Raw genomic sequence first — 25,436 nt, 5'->3', positions numbered from 1 at the left:
CACCATGTTCGACAACCTGACCATCGGCGCCTGGGTCATCACCACCGCCGACTGCCCAGTCCGCTTCGTCCCCAACCCCCAAGACCACCGAGTCACCCTCATCCTCGGCGACGCCCACCGAGAGTTCGAAATCTGCCTCGACATAACAACTCTCGCCGCCATCCTCGAGCACGGCCGTGAGGCTCTGGCCGGCATCACCGGGAGCCCACAGATACTGCGTTGAAACGTATGCGTTGAAGATCAACTTTTGGTCCTCGGTCCATGACAGACTTCCACTATGGAAAGGGATGCCGAGGCCATCCTCCGCGAGGAGATCTTCCAGCATCTGGAAGAACTGGTCGGAGACACCGGAGTCGTTACCCGTGAACAACTGTGGGACTTCACGCTCAACGGCCAGACCCACCGCCTCATCGACCGCAACCGCGGCATCCGCAACCCCAAAGACATGCTCGCAACCCTGTCGATCCTGTCCGACCCCAAGGGCAAGTACGCGGACGAGGAACTGCACGACTCCCTGTTCGCGTACGCCTACCGCGAAGGCAGCGTCGAGGGCGACAACAAGAAGCTCCGCGCCGCCCTCACCCACAAACTGCCGCTCCTCCTACTGCGCAAGATCGCTGACGGCGTCTTCGTCCCGGTACCACGCGTCTACGTCGTCGCAGACGACCAACCGAACCGCCAGTTCCTCATCGCCTTGGACGATGACCTCCGCATGGTCAGCGATCCCCTGAAACTCCAGCCTCTGGAACGCCAGTACGCCGAGCGGGTCACCAAACAGCGTCTACACCAACCAGAGTTCCGCGGCCGCGTCCTACGCGCCTACGAATGTCGCTGTGCCGTCTGCCATCTCAAGCACGCCAAGCTACTCGACGCCGCCCACATCATCGCCGACGGCGAACCGAACGGCACTCCGACTGTCGACAACGGACTAAGTCTGTGCAAGATCCACCATGCGGCGTACGACGAGAACCTTCTCGGAATTACGCCCGACTTCGAGGTCCGCATCAACCAAGCTTTGCTGGATGAGATCGACGGGCCGATGCTACGTCATGGCATACAAGAGATGCACGGCCGCCGACTCTTCGTACCCGCGAAGGACAGGGAGAAACCTGGCGCTGACCGTTTGGCCGTGCGCTTCGCCGAATTCCAGGCCGCTAGCTGATCAGTACATCAGCAGCGTTGAGATTGGGGTGCTACCAGCTGCAGTGCTGCGACGATCGCGTCCATCGGCAAATGGGCAGAGATCGCAACAACTGGGAAAGGTCGACCACCGCCCCGTCGTGCGGGGCGTAGCGCACGCCAGCCGTTCTCCATCTCGAAGAAGGCAGTGACAGCGATGTCGTGGTTCCAGAGACGTCGATGTCGCTGACCGAGGCGCAGCGGCTTCAATATGACTGCCTGAATCTGACGCATCACCTATTCGCAGTGGACGCTGACGCGCGGCATACTGGACGTGTGGCATACGGCCGGAGATCCGGCGAACGATCCAAACATGCTCCGGGAGAACGCGTTAGATGCTCGACATCGCCTCTGAAACACGGGCATGGCTCGTCCTCGTCAAATCGGACTATCGTCGCCTGAGCAGTGGCGTTCTCTACAGTGACGTGGCATCGTCGCACTACAGTTGGGACTCCCGCGTCCCCAATTTCCGGCAGGTCCGCCCTGGTGACGTCATCGCGGTATGGGATGAGGAAGAGCTACTCGGGGCCTCGGTGATCGAGTCAATCGACAAGGGGATCGGAAGGCGTCCAATCGCGCGGTGCCGCGACTGCCGCCGAACCAACATCGAACGACGAACGACGATGAAACCGACGTTCCGCTGCTACGACTGCAAGGCGCTTTTCGATGAACCTGAGCTGCAGGACGCCGGGGTCACGACGTACCGCTCGAATCACAGTCAGGGGTGGGTGGACCTCGCTGGCACATTACAAGCCGCCGAACTCCGTAGGTTGTGCATCCGTCCCAAGTCCCAGAACAGTATTCGCGAACTTCGCTGGACTGAGTTCGCGGCAGCTGTGCGGGTCGCCGCGAGCGGCGATCCGTTGCTGATGGTCGACAGAACCGCCGCACAGGTCCGAGGCGGTCACGATATCCGGCCGGTCCGTGTTCGGCTGGGGCAAGCAGGCTTCCGCGCGGAACTTCTGCGGCGATATGGAGCGAGCTGCGCGTTCTCAGGCCCTCTGCCGGCACCGGCGCTGGAGGCGTGCCACCTCTACAGCTACGCCGAGGTTGGCAGGCATGATCCACATGGTGGGATTCTGCTCCGCCGCGACCTCCATAGCCTCTTCGACCGTGGACTCATTGCGGTCGACGACTCCGACACCATTGATGTCGCGCCCGAAATACGGTCCTACCCACTATATGCCGACCTTCACGAACGCCAGTTCGGCATCACACCGTCTCCCAAGCAGCGAAACTGGCTTTCAATGCACTGGTACGAATTCCGATCAGCCTGACGTCGCGCGGGATGGCTCGAGACCGACCACGACACCCCTGCCTGCGAGTCGTCAACTCTCGCCGCGACTAACCGATCGTGATGACATGGATCAATCCATGTCATGAGGGACATCGACAATGACCGCATTCGACGAGTCGATGGTCCGGAACCGGATGACTCGGTCGTCCGCCGCACGAGCGGCGGCGGGTGCGACGAAGCCGAAGCCGATCACGACCTTGCCGGAGTCGATGTGGCCGTCCGGAGTGATGTCCGAGCTGAAAGTCGGCTCGACGACCGGATAGAGCATGAGGGCGCCGCGATGTGGACCTGCCAGGGCTTCCGTGTTGGGGTCACCGGAATCAGCGAGGCCGCCGGCGATTCTCATCGCAATGCTGCGGTGCCGGCTGGTACTGATCGCGCCGAAGAGGGGATCACGTCGGCGGGCTCGTTCCCAGCGGGTGAAGCGTCGACCGGCGCCGCCGAGGATGATTTCCTTGGTGGTGCCTCGCATTGTTTGGGGGACCAGGACGACCCACTCGTCGACCGCGGAGCCCCGGGTGATCTCAGTCAGGTATTCGATATGGGGATCGAAGATGCCTGGGACGAGCCAACGCATCCCACGGACGATGGAGAGGAACTCGTCGGGAGCGAGGCTGCCGGTCAAGGCGGTGACGCGATGGACGACGTCCTTCTCCGCGAAGTTGTAGGCGTAATCGGTTGTCTCGGTGGATAGTCGGTCGAACACCGGCGACCACAAGCCGGTGTTATGTCGCAAATCAGCTGAAGCCGAGCGGCTCGGGTATCCGAAGGGCTCGCGCCACATACCAGGCGAGCGGATTTCGACCAACTGGGCGTTGTACATTTTGTTCGCGCTGGTCGGCCTCAGCCACGGCAGATGCTGTGAGACCAGCGGCGGAACCTGTGCCGGGGTCACCTGGGGTTCGCCGTCGATCAGGACCGAGTACTGCCGGAGTTCCTCGCGGAACTTCTCCTCGTCCAGGCAGATCGCCTCGAACGCCTGGTACAGGTCAACCTCCTTGCCCCCCAATGCCTGCTGGCGGCTGATGTAGAGGCGGACCAGGTCGCGGTAGCCTCGGCGGAAGCCAAACCAGCGGCCCATTTGCATCATGGTGGAGGCGTTGTTTGTGGCGCGGCGGAAATAGGAGACCGTCAGGCCCTCGACGGTGAAGCCGCGGGAGAGCTTCTGGCCGCCGATGAGGATCTTCCAGATGGGGCGCTTGTCGAAGTCCGCTGCGCCGGTTTCCAATTCCTTGTCGCTGTTGATCACCATGATGGGGCGGTCGTCGCCGCCGATGCGTTGGAAGGCCGCGCCGACGTACCGTTGCAGATCGTCGTAGGAGGCGGGGTCGACGTAGCCTTCGGCGCGGGCCGCGGAAACGGGGGCGACGTCAGTGTCGAAGATTCGGCGCAGTCGGTCGTGGCCGGCGGGGCCGGTATAGCCGGAGTTCCACCACATCTGGGTGATTCGGCCCGAGAGTTCGCGGTGGTCCTCGGTCAGGCGGGATTCGTTGATCAGCATCGTGTGATGCTTGTAGGTGGGGGCTTTCGGGTCGTTGTCCTCACGGTAGATCTTCACCGCGGCGGTCAGGACGAACATGTCGAGCGCGCGCTGCAATTCGTCGGTGTCGTCATCCCCGTCGGCGGTCGTGATGGCACGGACATGCGCCTTCTCGTTCGAGTTCGCGAAATCGCGTTCATCGAGCGGGATCTCGGAGTCGATGTCGTGAAAGTCGCTGACGCCCATATAGCCTTGCGGCCGTGGCAGGGAGATGAGGAAATCCTTGGGGAAGATATCCTCGGCGTCGGACGGGTCGACGAAAACATTAGCGAACGGGGTGGCGGTGTAGCCGACGTACTGGGCGCGGGGCAGCAGGTGCAGCAGCTCGGAGATCTTCAGGTTGATCGCCGTGCGCTCCGCGTTGGGTTTGACCATGTTGGTCGTGTTCAGCGACGCCTCATCCGATTCGTCGTCGATAATGAGCACTGGGATCTCCCGCAGGTCGGTCTTGATCCGGTTCAGATCCTTGACCAGCTTGCCGAGCACCGTCTTGTTCTTCTTCACCACCATCAGACGCGCGTTCGAGTGGTGCAGATTGCGCTGGTCGTACAGCGGCAAGCTCGGTTCGCGCTTCTCGAACTCGAGCGCCATGATGCCTTGGAGCAGACTCTTGTAGTCGTCGTCGCGGGTGGTCATGCGGACGATGTCGAACGCTCCCAGCAAGGAGGGCATCGCGCCGAACGAGACGAAGTTGCCCTTGCTCCAGTCCGGGTCGTCGGCGTAGTCGGATTCGTATTCGTTCGCGCCGCGCAGAATGTTCTCCCGGCCGATGAGTTCCATGTCGAGGCGGCGCTGCGTCTGGGCGCGGAGCATGTTCAAGGTGCCGCCGAGCACGATGATCAGCCGGTACCCGGCGTCGACCGCCTTGGCGATGACACCGGTAAAGTTCGCCGTCTTGCCCGACTGCACGTAGCCGACCACCAAGCCCTTGGCCTGGTATGCGGCATCCGCCGCGGGGTCGGCGAGGCGCTCGACCACGCGGTCGGTGGCGTCGTCGAGACCGTCCACCGCGTGTGCGGGCCAGCCCTTGTCCTCCAACAACTTTCGATACGCCGGCCAGTAGAAGGATCGGCCGACCTCCCGTGGCGGGGTGTACCAGGGCGTGAACTTGTCGCTGATCACCACCGGCCCGGCGGCGTCGTACACCGGGACGAACGAATCCAGCAGCGCACTGGTCTCCGGCCGGATCCCGAGCAGACGGTAGACCTCGCTGCGGCGACGCGCCGTACGCGGCTCCTCCTGCGACCACTCGACGACAGACTTGAAGTCCCAGTGGGTCAGCTGCTTTCGCCACAGCTCCACGAGCTGATCCGTGGCGGTCGAGAACAGCAGCGCCGCGCGGAAGTCCGCCTCGGACGCGAACGGCTGCAGCTCGGGCAGGTCTTCGGCATGGTAGGCGAGAGCCCGTTCCAGCGGCCGGGGGCGAGTGCCGATAGCGTCGAGCACATCTCGGTGCAGCTTCAGACGTGCGGTGTCCGGGTTCACGATGATTCGGTCCTAGAGGCTCAGGGCAGACGCAGCGATACGGGATCGACGGGCGGGTCGGCGGCAGGCGGCAGTCCGGCGAACTCGATGTCGTACCGCACCGCTGAGATTCGGGCACGAGCATCGGAGTCGAGGTGCTCCACAGAGATCCGCGGCACGTCGGCAGCGGAGACGATCAAGGGCTCGTTCCGCAGGATCCACCGATCCTCGTCCCCACTCTCACGGTCGACCTTCGAGGCCGCGAGCGCCTGCTCGAAACGCGACTGCGCCGAGGCGTTCTCAGTGCTCGCCGACTGTGTGAGCGCCTCGACCGCCTCCCCCAATGTCCGCCCGCCCGGTCCCCCACGGGTCAGCTGAATCGACACCACCCACAATGACTGTCCGACCGCGGGTGTCAACTGATCCAGCCCGTTGATCGTGTGCCGACGCGCCTCGGCGGCAGTCGTCTTGACCTCGATACCCACGGCGCCGAGAACGAAATCGTGCTCCTCGTCGAAAGGACCGCCCCAGGCGCGCAGAGCCTCGTCCCAGCCATTGGTGTCCACCAACGAGCGCAACACGGTGAGCTCACCGAGCAGCCCGATGCTGCGTTGCCGATTCGCCAGACGACCACGATCGAGCAACGCCGACCAGGATTGAATGGTCTCGCCGAACGCAGTCGACAAAGTGTGGTGGTCCCGCAGCAGCCGATCGGCGATCGCGGCGATCAGGTCGTGGAAGTCCCGCATGAGTTCAGGTCGCGTAGTGCGGATCCGGGCCATCGTCGTGCCGTGATGGGAGACCCGATCGACGACGACCGCCGGCAACGGCGACCGCGGCAGGGCGGCGCGATTGACCAGCTCGACGAACAGGACCACGCCGTCGCCGTTGATCTCGTAGACGACCAGCGGGCTCGAGCCCGGCGACGACAGAACGATACTCGCAGCCTCGCCTCTACTTAAGTAGTAGTCGACGTCCGACCAGGACAGAACCAGGGATAGGCCGTCATCCATCGTTGCTCATCCGTTTCTCCTCGGCGGTCGCCGCCGTGAACAGGATCGACTGCCAGAGCTGCAGGTTGTCCTTCTCACGGCTGCCGCTGTACTCCTTCTCGAACACGTTGTGCATCAAGAGGAACAACAAAGACTTGATCATCGGCGCATCGTTCATCCCGCCGCGGCGGCCACCCAACAGTGCGTTTCGAAAGCGCTTGTTCAGGTATATCGTTCGGCCTTCGCGATCCAGGTCGAAGAAGACATCACCCTCGAGTGCGGCCCAGCGGAAGTCGATCGGCTCCTCGCCCGGGAGAATCGGCAGCTCGTCCTCGATGACCTCACGAACCGTCGGATCTACCCCTCGCCCAGGCGGAATGACCGGTTTCCGAGTCGCGCCGGATCGTTTCCGTGATTCCCGATAGGTCGCCTCCGCGTCCGCGACGAACTGGGTGAACGGCATGCCTTGCTCGTCGACGGCGCTCTCGAGTTCCGACAAGAGCTGAGGCGCGACGTCGACGCCGTCCTTCTTGACCGTCAAGCGGATGAGGCTGTCGAGACCGTCCGGGATGTCGATCGCGACTCGCGCCGGGGACAAGTGTTGCTCCGGCTGTCGGAAGTTGTTCCAGCCGCCCGCCTGAACGAGACGATCATGGCGGTAGAAGAAGAAGCCCTGGCGGTTCATCAGCGAGCCGATGGCTCGGTACTCGTCGAGGGAGGACTTCGGAGGCCAGATGTGCGCGGTGAACTGCACCGACGACCCCTCCCCCGCCTTCTCGGTGAAGGTGCGCGGGTAGCCGGGGCGCCCCGAAACGGGATAGCCGAACGGATTGAGCGGCAGGACACCGAAGTCCATGTAGACAGTGCCCGTGTCGATGTCCTCGACCGCCACGGTGATGTTGAAGTCGTCGCGCTCCAGGAAGCGGTGCAGCTGGAGTCCCAGGTGCATGCCGAGCTTGTTGATCGTGCGCTGCAGGTAGCGGTCTGTCTGGCCACCCGATCCGTTCTGCGGGAAGTTCTTGACGCCATCCCATCGGATCACTGTGCCCTGCCACGTGATCGGCTTGTCGGCGTAGCGATCGATCAGGGACTGCGCGTACATCGGCTCGACGATGTCGCATTGGAATCCGTTGAGCGCGTGCTCCATTGCCCATCGACGTCCGACGGGCCGCGAGGACCGGGTGCGACTGACCACGGTGACCGCGGCGGCATGGCTCAGGGACGCGGACTTCAGACCGGTGCCGAACATACCGAGCGCATTGCTGCTGTAGTTGCGGCGGCCGCCGACGGTCATCGCGACATCGAGCTCGTCCTCGGTCATTCCGCAGCCGTCGTCGATGACGAGCAGGCTCACCAAACGGTCTCCCGACCGCAGGAAATGGATGACGACATCCTTGGCGCCGGCGTCGATCGAGTTGTCGACGAGGTCGGCGATCGCGGCCTCGAAGCCGTAGCCCTGGCTACTCAGAGCCTCCATGTAGCGCGAATCCGGCGGAAGATGCTTGGTCCCCGTTGTGGGGACGTCGAACATCCACTCTTCCACCATGGTCACCCCTGCTCGAGAACGCCGACAAGAACGAGAACTCTAGCGAGGAATTCGCCCTGAACCGGTGGGCGTTACGAATTGTCAGTAGGACGGCAGATTCAGTGACCGATTCCGCCGGCGAGCGCGCGCAGGGACCGTACCGCCAGGTCCGCTGGGGATCCTGGTCCGGTCGCCGGGGCGTTGTCGGATGCCCACTGCTCCACCGCGATTCGGATCGCGCCCGCCGAGGCTGCCGCGAGGAGGCGGAGCCGCAAGGGATCTGCTGTTGGGCCGGCCAAATCGGTGAGGACGCGGAGCAGGTCGCGTTCACCTTCCAGGTTGATGCGGTGCCAGACGGTGCGGAGGGCGGGGTCGTCGTCCATGGCGTGGATGAGGCCTCGGGTGATTTCGAGGTCTTCGAGGGCGCCGTCGAAGGTGAGGGAGGTTTGGATGGCCGCTTCGAGTTCGGGGAGGGTGGGGAGGCGGTGGGGGCCGGCGGCTACCAGCTCGAGCCAGCGTTGGGCGCCGGTGGCCAGGAGGGGTTCTACCGCTTCTTCCTTGGTGCGGGAGTAGCGGTAGAAGGTGCGCAATGCCACGCCGGATTCGGAGGCGATCTGTTCGGCCGTTACCTCGGAGGTGCCGTGTTCGGCGAACAACCGCGCTGCGGTTCGGGCTATGTCCATGCGGGTTTCTTGTTTGCGGCGTTCAGCGAGGGTGGGGCGGAGTATGGGGTGGGCGGACATTTTCACCTCCTTTGGGCGGGCTGGTTGAACCAATCCTAGTCGACGGGATGCCAGTCTGGCATGGCGTGCCACATAGGCGTAACGTGTCTTGTAGAGGCTGGAACATAGCTAAGGAGAGTCGCAATGGAGCGTTTTGACGGGCGTCGAGTAGTGATCACCGGGGCCGGGTCGGGGATTGGGCGCGCTACCGTGCACCGGATCCTGGCCGAAGGTGGGCAGGTTGTGGGGGCCGATGTCAACGAGGCGGGGCTTGCGGAGACTGCCAAGCAGGCTGCGGAGAACGGGAATGGGGATCGGCTTACGACCCTGACCGTGGATATCTCCGATGAGGCGTCGGTGAAGGCTGGGGTGGCTGCTGCTACCGAGGCGCTGGGCGGGATCGATGCGCTGATCAACGCGGCGGGGATTCTGCGGTCGGCGCATACCCACGAGCAGCCGGTCGAGGATTTCAACAAGATTATCGCGATCAATCTGACGGGCACCTTCTTGATGATCAAGGAGTCGCTGCCGCAGCTGCTGGCGTCGGACAAGGGTGTGATCGTCAACTTCACCTCTACGTCCGCGTTCTTCGCGCACCCGTACATGTCCGCGTACGCCGCGTCCAAGGGCGGGATCATGTCCATGACGCACGCGCTCGCCGCGGAGTACTCCAAGCAGGGGCTGCGCGTGGTCGCCGTTGCGCCGGGGTCGATTTCGAGCGATATGACCAGCGGCCGGGGTCCGGGTCTGCCCGCGGACGCCGATCTGAGCCTGTTCATGAAGCTGGCGCCCGGCATCGGCCAGGGCTTCGCTTCGCCCGACACCGTGGCCGGTGTCGTGGCCATGCTGGCTTCTGATGACGGTGCGTTCATCACCGGTACCGAGATCCGGATCGACGGCGGCACGCACTACTGATTCACTGCCACAGTCGAATTGCGAACGGCCCCGCGGGAGGAATCCTGCGGGGCCGTTGCCGTGCAATGAGTTTCAGGGTGTCTCGGGGTGAATGTCATACATGAGGACCATTCGGCCCTGAATTCACAGGAAAAGCGTTCCCCGCGCGCGGGTTACTGGGGCACAGTGCAGACCATGAAGCAGACATTTCTACGCCGGACGGCGGCCCGCGTGGCTGTCGCCGGTGCTATCGCTGTGATTCCCCTTGCGGCGGTGACCATTCCGGCGAGCGCCGAGGTGCCCGTCGACAACGCACCCGCCGACGTCGCCTGGCCGCACCAGCAGAACAACCCCTGGTGGGACCGGGACCGCGGTCACGACCGCGACCGGGATCGGGACGCCTGGTGGCGCGATCGCGATCGCGACGACTGGAACCGCCCCCACCGCCACGACAACGACTGCTGGTGGCGGCACATGCTGCCGGGCAGCTTCGGCAGCTGGTAACCACGCTCGCGCGGCCCTCCTTCCCGCGCGAACGGCGAAGGCCCGTCGGGAATTCCCCGGCGGGCCTTCGCGCATTCAGGTCAGCGCCGCCGTAATCGCGCGGGCGGTCCACCGCGATCCAGCACCAACCGCGGGCCAGGACCAGCAGTTCGACGACGAAAGGGCCCGGCATCCCCGAATCGGATGCCGGGCCCTTTCGAGGACCTGAAACCTTAGGCGGTTTCGGTGATCGGGCGGTCGACCCAGCTCATCAGGCTGCGCAGCTGCGCGCCGGTGACCTCGATCGGGTGCTCGGCGTTGGCCTTGCGCAGACCCTCGAGCTCCTTGTTGCCGCCCTCGACGTTGGCGACCAGGCGCTTGACGAAGGTGCCGTCCTGGATGTCGGTCAGGATCGCCTTCATGCGCTCCTTGGTGCCGGCGTCGATGACGCGCGGGCCCGACAGGTAGCCACCGAACTCGGCGGTGTCGGAGACCGAGTAGTTCATGCGGGCGATGCCGCCCTCGTACATCAGGTCGACGATCAGCTTGAGCTCGTGCAGGACCTCGAAGTAGGCCATCTCCGGCGCGTAACCGGCCTCGACCATGACCTCGAAACCGGTCTTGACCAGTTCCTCGGTGCCACCGCAGAGCACGGCCTGCTCACCGAAGAGGTCGGTCTCGGTCTCTTCCTTGAAGGTGGTCTTGATGACGCCCGCGCGAGTGCCGCCGATGCCCTTGGCGTAGGACAGGGCCAGCGCCTGGCCGGTGCCGGTCGGGTCCTGGTCGATGGCGATCAGGGCCGGAACGCCCTTGCCGTCGGCGAACTGACGACGCACCAGGTGGCCGGGGCCCTTGGGGGCGACCATGCCGACGGTGACGTTGGCCGGAGCCTTGATCAGACCGAAGTGGATGTTCAGGCCGTGGCCGAAGAACAGCGCGTCGCCGTCCTTCAGGTGCGGCTCGATGTCGTTGGTGAAGATGGAGGCCTGCGCGGTGTCGGGCGCGAGGACCATGATCACGTCGGCCCACTCGGAGACCTCGGCGGGGGTGCCGACGGTCAGGCCGGCCTCTTCGGCCTTGGCGATGGACTTCGAGCCCGCCTTGAGGCCGATGCGCACGTCGACGCCGGAGTCGCGCAGGCTCAGCGAGTGAGCGTGGCCCTGGCTGCCGTAGCCGATGACGGCGACCTTCTTGCCCTGGATGATCGACAGGTCAGCATCGTCGTCATAGAACATCTCGACTGCCACTGTGGTTCCCTTCAGATTGTTTGGTTAGTGAGAAGTATCCGGTCGGCGGAATTCGCCGGACCTAGCGGGTAGCGGTGATCGACTTCGGTCCGCGGCCCACGGCCACGACACCGGACTGCACGATCTCGCGGATGCCGTACGGCTCCATCATGCGCAGCAGCGCGTCCAGCTTGGAGCGGGTACCGGTGGCCTCGATGGTCAGCGCGTCGGGCGACACGTCGATCACCTTGGCGCGGAACAGGTTCACGGCCTCGATCACCTGGGTGCGCACGCTCGCGTCGGCACGCACCTTCACCAGGATCAGTTCACGGGCGACCGAGGAATCGGTGTCCTGCTCCACGATCTTGATGACATTGACCAGCTTGTTGAGCTGCTTGGTGACCTGCTCGAGCGGCAGGTCCTCCACGGTCACCACGATGGTCATGCGCGAGATCTCGGGGATCTCGGTGCCACCCACCGCGAGGGACTGGATATTGAAGCCACGCCGGGAGAACAGCGAAGCCACCCGGGCCAGCACGCCCGGCTTGTCCTCCACCAGCACGGAGAGGGTGTGGGTGGTGGTCATTCCTCGGTCCCCTTCTGGGAAGCGCGCTCGTGAGCGTTCAGCGAAGCCTTCTCGTGCGACATGGCCTCGTGGATGACGGCCGGCTCGGAAGCCTGCTCGTCGTCGTCGAACAGCGGGCGGATGCCGCGCGCGGCCATGATCTCGTCGTTCGACGTGCCGGCGGCGACCATCGGCCACACCTGCGCGTCCTTGCCGACGATGAAGTCGATCACCACGGGACGGTCGTTGATCGACTGCGCCTCGCGGATCGCGGCCTCCACGTCCTCTTCCTTCTCCACGCGAATACCGTGGCAGCCCAAGGCTTCCGCGAGCTTCACGAAGTCGGGGATGCGCAGGGTGTGGGTGCCCAGGTCGGTGTTGGAGTAGCGCTTCTCGTAGAACAGGGTCTGCCACTGGCGGACCATGCCCAGGTTGCCGTTGTTGATCAGCGCGACCTTGATCGGCACGCCCTCGACGGCACAGGTGGCCAGCTCCTGGTTGGTCATCTGGAAGCAGCCGTCACCGTCGATGGCCCACACCTCGGAGTCCGGCATGCCCATCTTGGCGCCCATGGCCGCGGGCACCGCGTAACCCATGGTGCCCAGACCGCCCGAGTTCAGCCAGGTACGCGGGTTCTCGTACTTGATGAACTGCGCGGCCCACATCTGGTGCTGGCCGACGCCGGCACAGTAGATCGCCTCGGGACCGGCCAGCTGACCCAGCTTCTCGATCACGAACTCCGGCGACAGCGAACCGTCCGACGGGGTCTTCCAGCCCAGCGGGTAGGCGTCGCGGATACCGCTCAGGTAGCCCCACCACTCGGTCAGGTCCAGCAGCGGGGTCTTGCCGCCGGTGGCCGGGTCGGCCTTCAGGGTCTCGATCAGCTCGGTGATGACCTCGCGGCAGTCACCCACGATCGGCACGTCGGCGTGGCGGTTCTTGCCGATCTCGGCCGGGTCGATGTCGGCGTGGATCACCTTGGCGTTCACCGCGAACGAGTCCAGCTGGCCGGTGACGCGGTCGTCGAAACGCGCGCCCAGGGTGATCAGCAGGTCCGAACGCTGCAGCGCCGCAACGGCTCCCACGGTGCCGTGCATACCCGGCATACCCATGTTGAGGGTGTGGGTGTCGGGGAACGCACCGCGCGCCATCAGGGTGGTGACCACCGGGATGCCGGTCAGCTCGGCCAGTTCCAGCAGCTCGGCCGAGGCGTCGGCCTTGATCACGCCGCCGCCGACGTAGAGCACGGGAGCCTTGGACTCCATGATCATGCGGGCGGCCTCGCGGACCTGCTTGCCGTGCGGCTTGGTGACCGGACGGTAGCCGGGCAGCTTCATCTCCGGCGGCCACGAGAACGTGGTCTGCGCCTGCAGCACGTCCTTCGGGATGTCGACCAGCACCGCGCCGGGACGGCCGGTGGAGGCGATGTGGAACGCCTCGGCGATCATCCGCGGGATGTCGATCGGGTCGGTGACCAGGAAGTTGTGCTTGGTGCACGCCATGGTGATGCCGGAGATGTCGGCTTCCTGGAAGGCGTCGGTGCCGATCAGCGACCGGCCCACCTGGCCGGTGATGGCGACCAGCGGCACCGAGTCCATCTGGGCGTCCGCGATCGGGGTGACCAGGTTGGTCGCGCCCGGACCGGACGTGGCCATGCACACACCCACCTTGCCGGTGGCCTGCGCGTAGCCGGTCGCGGCGTGACCCGCGCCCTGCTCGTGGCGGACCAGCACGTGGCGGACCTTGGTGGAATCGAAGAGCGGGTCGTAGACGGGAAGGATCGCACCGCCCGGAATACCGAATACCGTGTCGACGTCCAGTTCCTCGAGCGAACGGACGACCGACTGCGCGCCGGTGACCCGCTCGGGCGGGACCTGGCGGCGGTTCGGGGTCGCGGCCGGAGCCGCGGTCGGCTGAGTGGCCGAAGGCGCGGGCCTGCGGGCCGAGGGCCCGGGCCGGGCGGTAGGTGCGCTCACCGTCTTGGTTCCTTACTGCTTGTCGTTCCAGTCCGAGGGACTTGCCTGAACACAAAAAAGCCCCCGACAGCCATGGGCTGTTCGAGGGTGGCGCGTCGCAGCTGCGAGCTGACGTAATGGACCTAATAGTCGTCGGCTCAGCGCTGGACGCGCCGGCCGATTACGAGCAACTCGATTCGATTCACGCGCTCGACGGTATGCGCGCGCTAGTCGTTCAGTCAAACAGCTGACCTATGGGGTCTCATTATGTGAGACAGTGCGGTTGTTCGGGTCCGTTCACCATGATGCGAGGATATGGGTGTGTCCTCACAGCATCAGTCCGTGCCACCTGCTCGATCGTCCCATACTCCCGGCGCCGAATCGGACGCGGGTCGCGTGATCCGCATCCCCCGGCTCGCTCACCTCGGGGTGTTCATCCTGCTGTTCTCCGTGGCCTTCCCGTTCTTCGGGGCGCCCAAGGTGCTGTGGATCCTGTTCGCGATCCCGGCCGCGCTGGTGGTCTGGATCGAGCGGACCCGGACCACCGTCTCGGACAACGGCATCGACACCCGCACCCTGGTCGGCTCCCGGCACATCGACTGGGCCGACGTACGCGGGCTGGTCATCCCCAAGCGCGGGTACCTGCGGCTGCACCTGGCCGACGACACCGATGTGACCTTGCCCGCAGTCGGCTACCACCGGCTCGCCGACCTCGTGGACGCCTCGGGCGGGCGCATCCCGGACCCGTTCGCCCAGGAGCCGGAGGAAACCGACGAACCGGTCGAAGCGGACGAATCTCACACCGAGGGCACCGAGGCCGAGGGCGAATCCGGCAAGTCGTAGGCGTTTCGGGGGTGCGGAGTTTCCACCGGAGGTAATCGGGGTCATAGGCCGGGAGTAACGTTGATGCCCGCCGGAGGAACGTCGCGAGACCCGAATTCTCGTGTCGCGAACCGCCGGCCAGTCGCTCAACAGCCCCCTGCGACACGAACCGAGGACCAATGCCACCGCTTCGCTCACGCACCACCACCGTCGGACGCAATGCCGCGGGCGCTCGCTCGCTCTGGCGCGCGACCGGCCTCACCGACTCCGACTTCGGGAAGCCGATCGTCGCCATCGCGAACTCCTACACCCAGTTCGTACCCGGCCACGTGCACCTGAAGGACGTCGGCGAGATCGTGGCCGAGGCGGTGCGGGCGGCCGGTGGCGTCCCGCGCGAATTCCACACCATCGCCGTCGACGACGGCATCGCCATGGGACACGGCGGCATGCTGTACTCGCTACCCTCGCGCGAGATCATCGCGGACTCGGTGGAGTACATGGCCAACGCCCACACCGCCGACGCGCTGGTGTGCATCTCCAACTGCGACAAGATCACCCCCGGCATGCTGAACGCCGCCATGCGGCTCAACATCCCGGCCGTGTTCGTCTCCGGCGGCCCGATGGAGGCCGGCAAGGCCGTGATCGTGGACGGAGTCGCGCAGGCCCCGACCGACCTGATCACCGCCATCTCCGCCAGCGCCTCCCAGGCCGTCAGCGACGAGGGCCTCAGCGAGGTCGAGCGGTCCGCCTGCCCGACCTGCGGCTCCTGCTCGGGCATGTTCACCGCCAACTCGATGAACTGCCTCACCGAGGCGCTGGGCCTGGCGCTGCCGGGCAACGGCTCCACCCTGGCCACCCATGAGGCGCGGCGCGCGCTGTTCCAGAAGGCCGGCAAGGTCATCGTGGACATCGCCACCCGCTGGTACCGCGACGACGACGCCTCGGTGCTGCCGCGGAACGTGGCCAATGCCAAGGCCTTCCGCAACGCCATGGCGCTGGACGTGGCCATGGGCGGTTCCACCAACACCGTGCTGCACACCCTGGCCGCCGCGCAGGAAGGTGAGATCGACTTCGATCTGCAGACCATCGACGAGATCTCGCGTCGCGTGCCCTGCCTGTCGAAGGTCTCCCCCAACTCCGACTACCACATGGAGGACGTGCACCGCGCCGGCGGCATCCCGGCCATCCTCGGCGAGCTGCGCCGCGGCGGGCTGCTGGAGACCGACGTGACCACCGTGCACACCGCCTCCTTCGACGAGTGGCTCGACACCTGGGACGTGCGCTCGGGCAAGGCGTCCGACGAGGCCGTGCAGCTGTTCCACGCCGCGCCCGGCGGGGTCCGCACCACCGAGCCGTTCTCCACCGCCAACCGCTGGTCCTCGCTGGACACCGACGCCGAGGGCGGCTGCATCCGCGAGGTGGCGCACGCCTACACCGTCGAGGGCGGCCTGTGCGTGCTGCGCGGCAATATCGCTCCCGACGGCGCGATCCTCAAGACCGCCGGCATCGACGAGGACCTGTTCACCTTCGAGGGCCCGGCCGTGGTGGTCGAGTCCCAGGAGGAGGCGGTCTCCAAGATCCTGGGCAAGGAGATCCAGCCCGGCGACGTGATCGTGGTCCGCTACGAGGGTCCGCGCGGCGGTCCGGGCATGCAGGAGATGCTGCACCCCACCTCGTTCCTGAAGGGCGTGGGCCTGGGCAAGGTCTGCGCGCTCATCACCGATGGCCGCTTCTCCGGCGGCACCTCGGGCCTGTCCATCGGCCACATGTCCCCGGAGGCCGCCGGCGGCGGGTCCATCGGGCTCATCGAGAACGGTGACCGCATCCACATCGACGTGCACACCCGCGCACTCGAATTGCTGGTTCCCGAAGACGTTCTCGCGGAGCGCCGCGTGAAGATGGAAGCCTCCGAGCGGCCGTGGCAGCCGGTGAACCGGGAGCGTCCGGTCACCACCGCGCTGCGCGCGTACGCCGCGCTCGCCACTTCCGCCGACAAGGGTGCCGTCCGGCGCGTGCCGTAATCGAGAAAGCAAGGGAATGACAATCGAATACATCGGCCAGGCCGACACCGAATTCGTCGGCAAGGCCGACTCCATGCTGGCCGAGTACACGGCGATGCTGCGTCGCTCCGACGCCCGCAATGCCGAGGCCCGCGAACTGCTCGCCGACGCCGAGGCCCTGGCGGCCGAGGTGCGCGACCTCGACAATGCCGAGTTCATGGCGGCTCCCGACGAGCAGGTTCGGATCGGGGCGCACCGGGCGCTGCTGCAGCGCGAGATCGACGCGAAGTCGAGCCGGGTGCTCCAGCTCCACCAGGAGACCTTCCAGGAATGGGAAGCCTGGACCGCACGCCAGTGAGGGTGGGGGCTAGCCCCCACACCCCCTGAGGAGATTCGCGGGGCCTGCCCCGCACCCCGGATACGAATCGGCCGGGCTCGATCCAGTGGATCGAGCCCGGCCGCTTGGTTTTTCGAGCCCCCGGCCGCGCCGTGCGCAGCCTGCTACTTGAACGGGCCGATGCCGTTGAGCGGGTTGCCGCCGTGCAGGTAGATGTAGACGAGGATGGCCGCCGCCACCGCCGCGACGAAGGCGGCCAGGGAGCCCAGGAACGGGCGGGTGGACCAGGCGCGGTTGCGGTCGAGCGAGTAGCGGCCGGGGCCGGTGAGGATGAGCGCGGTGGTGATGCCGACCAGGATCGAGTCGATCTCGACCGAGTTGGTCTTGGCGGAGTACTGGAATCCGGGAACCATGCCCTGCTTCCACATCCACCCGTCCAGGATCACCGCGAGCAGCGCGCCCGCGGCCAGCGGCGTGGCCAGGCCGATCACGACCAGCAGGCCACCGCCGAGCTCGCCCGCGATGAGCATGGGCACGGCCAAGTCGACGTGCTTCCAGCCGCCACCCTCCATCGAGGTCTTGATGCCGTCGAAGCCGGGGCCGTGGAACCAGCCGAAGGCCTTCTGCAGACCGTGGTAGATGAACGTGCCGCCGACGACCAAGCGCAGCAAGAGGAGTCCGAGGTCCAGGGTGCCGCGGCGGTCGTCGCGACGGCGGCGGCCATTGTTCTCCGGAGGCGCGGCCGGGGCCGGCGGGATGCTGGCGAAGGTGTAGGTCGAGGACGGCTCGGCGGCGGAGCTGTCGGCCGCGCCCGGGATGGCGTTCTTGACCTGCGAGTAGAGCGGGACGTCCAGATCGAGGCCGAGTTCCTCGTCGGTACGCGGCAGGTTCCGCTCGGTGCCGTGGCCGACCTTCTGCGGCGTGATCTTCTCGGTCGCCTGGTCGGGCTGCCCGGTGGCCTGGCCGGTCTGCTCGGCGGCCGGACCCGGAGGGGCGGCGGGCAGCGTGATCGTCTCGGTGGTCTGCGCGCCCGACGGGGCGGCGAACTGCTCGGTCGGCGAGTCGAAGGGGCTGCGGACCGGTGCGCCGGCCGGGCGCGGAGCTGCGGGCGGGGCGTCGCCCGCCGCGGCGGACGGCTCGTTCGGCTTGTTCGTCACCCGGGTCAGAGTATTAGCCGCAACCGTCCGGCACCCCGTAGAACGCGGGCGTGTCCGCTGGCCGATTCGCGCCACGGTGGAGTGTTTCGCCACGGCACGCCTTTTTGCGACACCCCGTCCGAGCGGTGACGGCAGGTTTTCCGTAACGTCTCCACCATGAGTCTGGTTGCCGCTGACCGTGTCGGGGTGGGTGCACGGATGGTCCGTGCGGGCGCCGGGCGGATCGTGCTGGGCATGACGCTCGGCGCGGTGCTGCTGTCGGGGTGCGCGCGCTTCGACGATCGCGCCTCCAGCCCGTTCACCACCGAGCCGACCTGGCAGGACGCCGAGCCCAAGACCTCCACCCCCAAGACGCCGCCGACCAATGCCAAGCGTCCGGATCTGCCGTGCGTGGATCCCGATCTGGCCGTGGTGGTTTCGTGCCTGGACACCACCGGCGGGCTGGTCGCGCTGCCCGACGGCGGCAGCGCGCTGGTGGCCGAGCGCACCACCGGGCGGATCCTGAAGGTGGTCGCCACCGACGAGGGCGAGCCGCCCGCGCCGGTGGAGGTGGCGAAGGTGGAGGTCGACCCGGCCGGGGACGGCGGCGTGACCGGGCTGGCGCTGTCGCCCACCTACGGTGAGGACGGCCTGGTCTACGCGTACGTGACGACGCCGAGCGACAACCGGGTGGTGCGCATCTCCACCGGCGGCGGCGCGCCCAAGCCGATCCTGACCGGAATCCCGAAGGGCGCCAACGGCAATCGCGGGTCGATCGATTTCACCGCGCACGACCGCATGCTGGTGCTCACCGGTGACGCGGGCAATCCGGCGCTGGCCGCCGACAACGGCTCGCTGGCCGGGAAGCTGCTGAGCATCAGCGCCCCCGCGCCCGGTGCGGCCGCCGAGGTGATGGTGTCCGGAATCGGGGTGGCGGGCGGCGTGTGCTCGGACGGCAAGGGGTCGATCTGGTTCACCGACCGCACCGCCACCGAGGACCGGCTGCAGCGGGTCGGCGCGGACGGTTTGGCGGTGAAGGCGTGGACCTGGCCCGATCACCCGGGTGTCGCGGGCTGCACGGCCGCCACGGACGCGGTCGCGATCTCCATGACCAATCAGAAGGCGCTGGCCATCGCCATGGCCGACAAGAACACCCACGCGGTGACCGCCGCGCCCTCGCTGCTGGCGCAGGACAAGTACGGCCGCCTGGACGGCGCGTCGATCGGCGGCGACGGCAATATCTGGGTCGGCACCGTGAACAAGCCCGACGGCAGTCCGAACCAGTACGACGATCGCGTGGTGCGGATCCCACCGCCGAACGGCGGCGAGCGCGGCGGTTCGGACTAGCCTCCCGGCTCACGCCGCGGCGCACAGCACTCGCTGTGCGCCGCGGCGCTTTCCGGGCTCGGGATTCCGGTTCAGGCTCGGGCGGCCTGCGTGACCGGCATCTGCAGTTCGATGACCCATTCGGCGGAGGCGGGGTCGCCGGGGGCGTTGAGGTAGACCTCGCGAATGGGAGCGCAAGGGGCGTAACCGTTCTCGTCGGCCCAGCGGCCCATGGCCTCGAAGGACACGCACAGTTCCGACAGTTTGCCGCGGTGGGCGAGGGTGGCGGCCTGCGTGATCGCGGGCAGCTCACGCAGCTCGAAGGGCGTGCCGGGGGTGGCGGCGCCCGCGACCTGGTGGGCGACGTGGACGCGCAGACCCGCTTCCAGCTCTTCGTAATACACCACCGGCGCACCGGTGATGGTGAGTCCCGCCTCCGGGATCGACGTCCCCAGCCGCTGGTAGAGCCGCTCGATGATCGGGCCGACGGCGGCCTCACCGGATTCGGCCGCCACCTCGCTCATTTCGGCGACGAGCGTGGGGGCCAGGGATTTCACGACGATTTCCTGCTCGGGCATGACGCCCTCCCTTTCGATGCGCAGGAGCCTCGCCTCGACGGACTGGAGTCGCGCGGTGTCCGCGGCCACCTGATTGGCCAGCTGGGCACGACGCAGTTGCAGCATGCCGTGCAACCGTTCCGCGGACAGCTGACCGTCGAGCATCTCGGCCACCTGTTGCAGGGTGAAGCCGAGATCCTTCAACGCGACGATGCGGTTGAGCCGCGCGAGCTGATCGGCGGCATAGAACCGATAGCCCGAGTACGGGTCGACCTCGGACGGCGGCAGCAGCCCGATCTCGTCGTAGTGACGCAGCATTCGCACCGACACCGATCCGAACCTGGCGAAGTCTCCGATACTGAACATGACTCCTCCAGGCTCGGGCCTCACACGGTGTGAGGGTCAAGCTCATGATCGCTCAGAAGGCTCGGGGCGCGCGGCTGGTGCCGCGCGCCCCGAGGACGAGAGTTCGGTGGGTGGGTCCACCCGGCGGCGCGCGAGGTCAGCTGCGCGCCACCGATACGCAGCGGCCGATCGGGCCGCGGGCGGGATCAGCCCTCGACGCCGCAGGCGGCCAGCACCAGTTCGCGGACGCGGGCGGCGTCGGCCTGGCCGCGGGTGGCCTTCATGACGTCGCCGACGACCTTGCCGGCGGCCTGGACCTTGCCGGAGCGGATCTTCTCGGCGATGTCGGGGTTGGCGGCGAGGGCCTTCTCGACCTCGGACTGCAGGGCGGAGTCGTCGGAGACCATGCCCAGGCCCTTGGCCTCGACGATGGCGGCGGGCTCGCCCTCACCGGCGAGGACGAAGTCGACGACCTGCTTGGCGACCTTGTTGTTGATGGTCTTGGCCTCGACCAGCCCGGCCACCTCGGCGACCTGCTTGGGGGTGATGGGCAGGTCCTCGAGCGAAACCTGGCTCTCCTTGGCCTTTTCGGTGAGGTAGGCGACCCACCAGGAGCGGGCGGCGTCGACCGAGGCGCCCGCGTCGACGGTCGCGATGATCAGGTCCAGCGCGCCGGCGTTGACCAGGTCGCGGAACACCTCGCCGGACAGGCCCCAGTCGGACTGGATGCGGGCGCGGCGCAGCCACGGGTACTCGGGGATGGTGCCACGCAGTTCCTCGACCCAGGCGGCGTCGGGCGCGATGGGCTCGAGGTCGGGCTCCGGGAAGTAGCGGTAGTCCTCGGCGGTCTCCTTGATGCGGCCCGGCGAGGTGGTGCCGTCGGTCTCGTGGAAGTGGCGGGTCTCCATGAGGATCTCGCCGCCGGAGGCCAGCACCGCGGCCTGGCGGCGCATCTCGAAGCGCACCGCGACCTCGACGCTGCGCAGCGAGTTCACGTTCTTGGTCTCGGTGCGGGTGCCGAACTCCTTGGCGCCCTTGGGCATCAGGGACACGTTGGCGTCGCAGCGCAGCGAGCCCTGCTCCATCTTCACGTCGGACACGTCGAGGGACTTGAGCACCTCGCGCAGCGCGGTCACGTACGCGCGCGCCACCTCGGGGGCCCGCTCGCCCGCGCCCTCGACGGTCTTGGTGACGATCTCGATGAGCGGCACGCCCGCGCGGTTGTAGTCGAGCAGCGAGTGCGAGGCGCCGTGGATGCGGCCGGTCGCGCCACCCACGTGCAGCGACTTGCCGGTGTCCTCCTCCATGTGGGCGCGCTCGATCTCGACGCGGAAGACCTCGCCGTCGTCGAGGATCACGTCCAGGTAGCCATTGGTGGCGATCGGCTCGTCGTACTGGCTGATCTGGTAGTTCTTCGGCTGGTCCGGGTAGAAGTAGTTCTTCCGCGCGAACCGCCCCCACGGGGTGATGGAGCAGTTCAGCGCGAGCCCGATGCGGATCGCGGACTCGACGGCCTTCTCGTTCACCACCGGCAGCGAGCCCGGCAGGCCCAGGCACACGGGGCACACCTGGGTGTTGGGCTCGGCGCCGAATTCGGTCGGGCAGCCGCAGAACATCTTGGTCGCGGTGCCCAGCTCGACGTGTACCTCCATGCCGAGCACCGGGTCGTACCGGTCGATGACATCGGAGTAGTCCATCAAGTCCACGGTCGCTGCGCTCATGCGCTCCATCCTATTTACCCGCCGTCAGTCCACGGCGATGGCCTCCACGATGGGCATCCGGGCGGCGCGCAGGGCGGGCGGAATCGCCCCGAGCAGGGCCAGTCCGAGCGCGATGATCGCGTACACCACCAGCAGTGGGCTGGGACGATAGGCGATGTCCATGGCGATGGCGTGTCCGAGGGCGACGGTCGCCAGATAGTGCACGCCCGACCCGATCACCAGTCCCAGGGCCGCGCCCGTCAATCCGATGCCCGCGGCCTCGGTGAGCACGCTGCGCAGCAGGAAGCGGCGGCTGGTGCCCATGGCCCGCAGCACGCCCATTTCCCGGCGGCGTTCCAGGACCGACAGCATCAGGGTGTTGAGCAGGGCGATGGTGGCGACCAGCACCACGATCCAGAGGATGGCGGCGCTGATCGCCGTGCCCTGCTGGACGCTCGACGAGATCGCGTCCACCGCTTGCCGTCCGGTGCTGACGTGGATGTCGGCGGGCACGGCGGCACGGACGGCGGCCATCACCGCGGCGTGGTCCGCGCCGGGCGCGAAGTCGATGCCGATGATGGTCTCGCCGGGCCGCTGATACCACTGCCGCATGACGTCGAGGTCGAGGACGACGACCCCGGCGATGGCGGAGAAGTACGGCACCACCCGCAGCACCTGCACCCGGTGTTCGCCCGACGGGGTGGGCAGGGTGAGTTCGGAGCCCTCCTCGACGCCGAGGGAGCGGGCCACGTCGCGGGAGATGACGATGCCCTCGCCCGCGGCCATCCGCGCCTGCTCGGCCTTGTCCACGCTGTCCAGCGCCGAGGTGCGCGCGACGCCGTCCTCGTAGCCCTGCAGCATGACGCGGCCGCGGCCCAGGGTCGCGAAAGCCATTTGCGCCGAACCGACTCCGCCGACGCCGGGGATGGCGGCCAGCTTCGCCTTCAGGTCGGCGGGCAGCAGCGGCCCGGTGGGGAACTGCTCCATGGCGGTCGGACTGACGAACACATCGGTGCGGCCCAGGCCCTCGAAGCTGTCGGTCGCGGCGCTGACCATATTGCGGCTGGCATTGCCCATGGCGACGATGGCGGTGATGCCGATCATGACCGTCATGACGGTGGCCCACACCCGGCGCGGCGCGCGTTCGATGGTGGTGGCGCCCAATGCTCCCGGCGCGCCGAAGAGTCCGGCCACCGCGGCGACGGCGCGCACGATGGGCCCGGTGGCCGCGAAGCACAGCACCACCGATCCGGCGATCGACAGCGAGATCGCGCCGATCGAATACCGGCCCAGATCCACCTCGGCCACCGCGATGCCGCCGCCCACCATGACCAGGCCGAGGGCGGCCGCGGACCAGCGCAGCAGCGGACTCACCTGATCGGCCGCGCCGACGCCGACCGGGGCAAGCGCCTCGATGGGCGCGACCTTGTACACCTGCCGCGCCGCCAGAGCGGCCGCGGCGACACTGGCCAGCACGCAGGCCGCGATCGCCACCGGCACCGCGTACCCGGGCACCTCGTACTCGGTGCGCGATTCCACGGAGTTCACGATCGCCGCGGGCAGCTGGTGGATCGCGGTGCGGCCCATGAAGATTCCGATGATCGCGCCGATCAGGCCGCCCACCAGGCCGAGCAACGCCGCCTCGGTGAGCAGGTCGCGCACCATGGGACCGCCTCTGCCGCCCATGGCCCGCAGCAGCGACAGCGTCGGGCGGCGTTGCGCCACCGCCATGCTCATGGCGTTGTAGATGAGGAAGGTCGACACGATCAGCGCCGCCGCCGAGGAGGCGAGGGTCGAGAAGCGGACCAGCATGATGGCGCCGCCCGCCTGCGCGGTGCGCAGGTCCGGATCGGCGACCACGGCCCGGCCCGCGACCACCTTGGTCAGGTCCGAACGCAGCTGTCCCCCATCGGTGTCCGGGGCGGGCACGATCTGCACCGAGTCGATGTGCCCGGCCCGATCGGTGATCTTCTGCGCCACCGGCAGCAGCGCGAACACGATGTGGCCGCCGTTGAGCTTGGCGGCGGTGGCGTCGTCGATGACGCCCGCGACCGTGGCGGTCACCGTGCCGAGCTGGAACCGCTCCCCTTCACTATGCCCCATGGCGGAGCCCACCAGCACACCGTTGGGAACCGTGAGCAGCTTGCCCGCCTGGTCTTTCAGCGTCCCGCCGAGATCACTGCCGAGCTGTGCGATGGACTGGTCGACGCCGATGAGCAGTGCCCGGTCGTCGTCGGCCCCGATGGACTGGCGCAGCATCGGCGCGGCCGTCTCGACGCCGGGCACGGTCCGGATCTGTTGCAGCAGTGCCTGATCGAAGCCGGCGTCGGTGATGCCGCTGACCTCGAGCGAGGCCTTGCCGCCGAGGCTGTGGGTGAGTTTGTCCACCGAGCCGGTGATGGAGCCGGAGATGCTGAACACCGAAACCAGCAGTCCGGCAGAGACTCCCATCACCACCATGGCCATGATGGTGCGGGCGCGGTGGGCGAGCAGCTCACCGATATTGAACAGCCGGAGGCGGTCCCAGGCGGCGCGGATCATGCGCGCACCGCCCCGGCGCCGTTCACGGCGGCACCCTTCGAAGCAGGCGCGACGGCGGACTCGGAGCCGTCGTGCCCGGCCTCGGGAATCGTCCGGACCTCCCCGTCATCCCCCCGCTCGACCCGGTCGATGGACCCGATCCGCCCGTCGCGCAGGTTGATCACGCGATCGCAGTACCGCACCGCCCCCATGTCGTGGGTGACCATGACCACCGAGTTCCCCGCCTCGGTGATGTCGGCCAGCAGTCGCAGGATCGAGGCCCCGGTCTTGGAGTCCAGGTTGCCGGTGGGCTCGTCGGCGAGGATGAGCGGCGGGTCCATGATCAGTGCCCGCGCCACCGCCACGCGCTGCATCTGCCCGCCGGATAGTTCGGCGGGCCGGTGGTCGGCGCGTTCGCCGAGTCCGACCAGGTCGAGCAGTTCGAGGGCGCGCGGCTTGGCCTTGCGCAGTCCGGTGCCGTCCAGCAGTTTCGGGATGGCGATGTTCTCCCACGCGGTGAGGGTGGGCAGCAGGTTGAAGAACTGGAAGATGAAACCGACCCGGTGCCGCCGGAATTCGGACTGCGCGTCGTCGTCGAGGTCGCCGATCTCCTTGTCCTGGAATCGAATCGACCCGGAGTCCGGGGAGTCCAGCGCGCCGAGCAGGTGCAGCATGGTGCTCTTGCCGGAGCCGGAGGGCCCGATGATCGCGGTGAACTCCCCCGCCCCGATCCGCAGGCTGACGCCGTCCAGGGCGCGGACGGCCTGTTCACCCACCCGGTATTCCTTGGTGACGTCGGTCAATTCCAGCATGGTCTACCCCTCGAAGATCAGTGCCATCGGTGTGGTGCG

General features: G+C 67.1%; 21 protein-coding genes. 9 read left to right on the top strand and 12 right to left on the bottom strand.

Annotation, left to right across the window (positions count from 1 at the left end):
* Nucleotides 1-4: 4 nt before the first annotated feature.
* The 3 genes from ACQP06_RS09700 (at nucleotide 5) to ACQP06_RS09690 (ending at nucleotide 2,456) form a co-directional block, all read left to right on the top strand.
* Complete coding sequence (locus tag ACQP06_RS09700) at nucleotides 5-223, top strand: hypothetical protein (protein ID WP_433671910.1); 219 nt, start codon at nucleotides 5-7, stop codon at nucleotides 221-223.
* Between the two features lie 54 nt (nucleotides 224-277).
* Nucleotides 278-1,162, top strand: a complete 885-nt coding sequence (locus ACQP06_RS09695; protein ID WP_433671909.1) for an HNH endonuclease — start codon at nucleotides 278-280, stop codon at nucleotides 1,160-1,162.
* 352 nt (nucleotides 1,163-1,514) lie between these two features.
* Nucleotides 1,515-2,456, top strand: coding sequence for an HNH endonuclease (locus ACQP06_RS09690; RefSeq protein WP_433671908.1), 942 nt, complete (start codon nucleotides 1,515-1,517; stop codon nucleotides 2,454-2,456).
* Nucleotides 2,457-2,546: 90 nt separating this feature from the next.
* On the opposite strand, the gene ACQP06_RS09685 is transcribed toward ACQP06_RS09690, so the two are convergent.
* The 4 genes from ACQP06_RS09685 to ACQP06_RS09670 form a co-directional block, all read right to left on the bottom strand.
* Nucleotides 2,547-5,162 carry a Z1 domain-containing protein gene (locus ACQP06_RS09685; RefSeq protein WP_433671907.1) on the bottom strand — a complete coding sequence of 872 codons (2,616 nt, stop codon included), beginning with the start codon at nucleotides 5,160-5,162 and terminating at the stop codon, nucleotides 2,547-2,549.
* Between the two features lie 359 nt (nucleotides 5,163-5,521).
* Nucleotides 5,522-6,493, bottom strand: a complete 972-nt coding sequence (locus tag ACQP06_RS09680; protein WP_433671906.1) for a PD-(D/E)XK motif protein — start codon at nucleotides 6,491-6,493, stop codon at nucleotides 5,522-5,524.
* A complete protein-coding gene (locus ACQP06_RS09675) occupies nucleotides 6,486-8,003 on the bottom strand; it encodes an ATP-binding protein (protein WP_433673279.1) in 1,518 nt (505 codons plus the stop codon). Before ACQP06_RS09675 ends, ACQP06_RS09680 begins: the two co-directional genes overlap by 8 nt.
* A gap of 113 nt (nucleotides 8,004-8,116) precedes the next feature.
* Complete coding sequence (locus tag ACQP06_RS09670; protein WP_433671905.1) at nucleotides 8,117-8,680, bottom strand: TetR/AcrR family transcriptional regulator; 564 nt, start codon at nucleotides 8,678-8,680, stop codon at nucleotides 8,117-8,119.
* A gap of 183 nt (nucleotides 8,681-8,863) precedes the next feature.
* Between ACQP06_RS09670 and ACQP06_RS09665 the strand changes: the two genes are divergently transcribed.
* Together ACQP06_RS09665 and ACQP06_RS09660 are read left to right on the top strand one after the other, a co-directional pair.
* Nucleotides 8,864-9,634 (top strand): SDR family NAD(P)-dependent oxidoreductase, encoded by a 771-nt coding sequence (locus ACQP06_RS09665; protein ID WP_379101658.1) that lies wholly within the window; start codon nucleotides 8,864-8,866, stop codon nucleotides 9,632-9,634.
* Nucleotides 9,635-9,808: 174 nt separating this feature from the next.
* The gene (locus tag ACQP06_RS09660) at nucleotides 9,809-10,117 is read left to right on the top strand and encodes a hypothetical protein (RefSeq protein ID WP_433671904.1); all 309 of its coding nucleotides are present in this window, start codon (nucleotides 9,809-9,811) and stop codon (nucleotides 10,115-10,117) included.
* 212 nt (nucleotides 10,118-10,329) lie between these two features.
* On the opposite strand, the gene ilvC is transcribed toward ACQP06_RS09660, so the two are convergent.
* The 3 genes from ilvC to ACQP06_RS09645 all read right to left on the bottom strand — a co-directional run bounded on the left by ilvC (nucleotide 10,330) and on the right by ACQP06_RS09645 (nucleotide 13,863).
* Nucleotides 10,330-11,331 (bottom strand): ketol-acid reductoisomerase, encoded by a 1,002-nt coding sequence (gene ilvC, locus ACQP06_RS09655; RefSeq protein ID WP_357097642.1) that lies wholly within the window; start codon nucleotides 11,329-11,331, stop codon nucleotides 10,330-10,332.
* 73 nt (nucleotides 11,332-11,404) lie between these two features.
* Entirely contained in the window at nucleotides 11,405-11,908 is a 504-nt protein-coding gene (gene ilvN / locus ACQP06_RS09650; RefSeq protein ID WP_040860049.1) for an acetolactate synthase small subunit, read from the bottom strand.
* Nucleotides 11,905-13,863, bottom strand: coding sequence for an acetolactate synthase large subunit (locus ACQP06_RS09645; protein ID WP_433671903.1), 1,959 nt, complete (start codon nucleotides 13,861-13,863; stop codon nucleotides 11,905-11,907). The genes ilvN and ACQP06_RS09645 overlap by 4 nt, the downstream gene beginning before the upstream one ends.
* Nucleotides 13,864-14,184: 321 nt before the next feature.
* Between ACQP06_RS09645 and ACQP06_RS09640 the strand changes: the two genes are divergently transcribed.
* From ACQP06_RS09640 to ACQP06_RS09630, 3 genes are all read left to right on the top strand, one after another.
* Entirely contained in the window at nucleotides 14,185-14,685 is a 501-nt protein-coding gene (locus ACQP06_RS09640; protein ID WP_433671902.1) for a PH domain-containing protein, read from the top strand.
* Between the two features lie 158 nt (nucleotides 14,686-14,843).
* A complete protein-coding gene (gene ilvD, locus ACQP06_RS09635; RefSeq protein ID WP_433671901.1) occupies nucleotides 14,844-16,685 on the top strand; it encodes a dihydroxy-acid dehydratase in 1,842 nt (613 codons plus the stop codon).
* A 16-nt stretch (nucleotides 16,686-16,701) separates the two neighbouring features.
* Nucleotides 16,702-17,022, top strand: a complete 321-nt coding sequence (locus ACQP06_RS09630; protein WP_433671900.1) for a hypothetical protein — start codon at nucleotides 16,702-16,704, stop codon at nucleotides 17,020-17,022.
* A 143-nt stretch (nucleotides 17,023-17,165) separates the two neighbouring features.
* Here the strand turns inward: ACQP06_RS09630 and ACQP06_RS09625 are convergent, their stop codons facing one another.
* Nucleotides 17,166-18,158, bottom strand: a complete 993-nt coding sequence (locus ACQP06_RS09625; RefSeq protein WP_433671899.1) for a DoxX family protein — start codon at nucleotides 18,156-18,158, stop codon at nucleotides 17,166-17,168.
* Nucleotides 18,159-18,356: 198 nt separating this feature from the next.
* On the opposite strand from ACQP06_RS09625, the gene ACQP06_RS09620 reads away from it, so the two are divergent.
* A complete protein-coding gene (locus ACQP06_RS09620; RefSeq protein ID WP_433673278.1) occupies nucleotides 18,357-19,484 on the top strand; it encodes a PQQ-dependent sugar dehydrogenase in 1,128 nt (375 codons plus the stop codon).
* Between the two features lie 71 nt (nucleotides 19,485-19,555).
* Here the strand turns inward: ACQP06_RS09620 and ACQP06_RS09615 are convergent, their stop codons facing one another.
* The 4 genes from ACQP06_RS09615 to ACQP06_RS09600 form a co-directional block, all read right to left on the bottom strand.
* Nucleotides 19,556-20,386, bottom strand: a complete 831-nt coding sequence (locus ACQP06_RS09615) for a MerR family transcriptional regulator (RefSeq protein ID WP_433671898.1) — start codon at nucleotides 20,384-20,386, stop codon at nucleotides 19,556-19,558.
* A gap of 185 nt (nucleotides 20,387-20,571) precedes the next feature.
* Nucleotides 20,572-22,086: an Asp-tRNA(Asn)/Glu-tRNA(Gln) amidotransferase subunit GatB gene (gatB, locus tag ACQP06_RS09610; protein WP_433671897.1), complete on the bottom strand. Its 1,515-nt coding sequence runs from the start codon at nucleotides 22,084-22,086 to the stop codon at nucleotides 20,572-20,574.
* Nucleotides 22,087-22,110: 24 nt separating this feature from the next.
* Entirely contained in the window at nucleotides 22,111-24,606 is a 2,496-nt protein-coding gene (locus ACQP06_RS09605) for an FtsX-like permease family protein (RefSeq protein ID WP_433671896.1), read from the bottom strand.
* Nucleotides 24,603-25,397, bottom strand: coding sequence for an ABC transporter ATP-binding protein (locus ACQP06_RS09600; protein ID WP_433671895.1), 795 nt, complete (start codon nucleotides 25,395-25,397; stop codon nucleotides 24,603-24,605). Before ACQP06_RS09600 ends, ACQP06_RS09605 begins: the two co-directional genes overlap by 4 nt.
* Nucleotides 25,398-25,436 lie beyond the last annotated feature (39 nt).

The sequence above is a fragment of the Nocardia sp. CA-136227 genome, assembly GCF_050955695.1.
Taxonomy (GTDB): domain Bacteria; phylum Actinomycetota; class Actinomycetes; order Mycobacteriales; family Mycobacteriaceae; genus Nocardia.
This window is presented reverse-complemented; position numbering and strand designations above follow the sequence as displayed.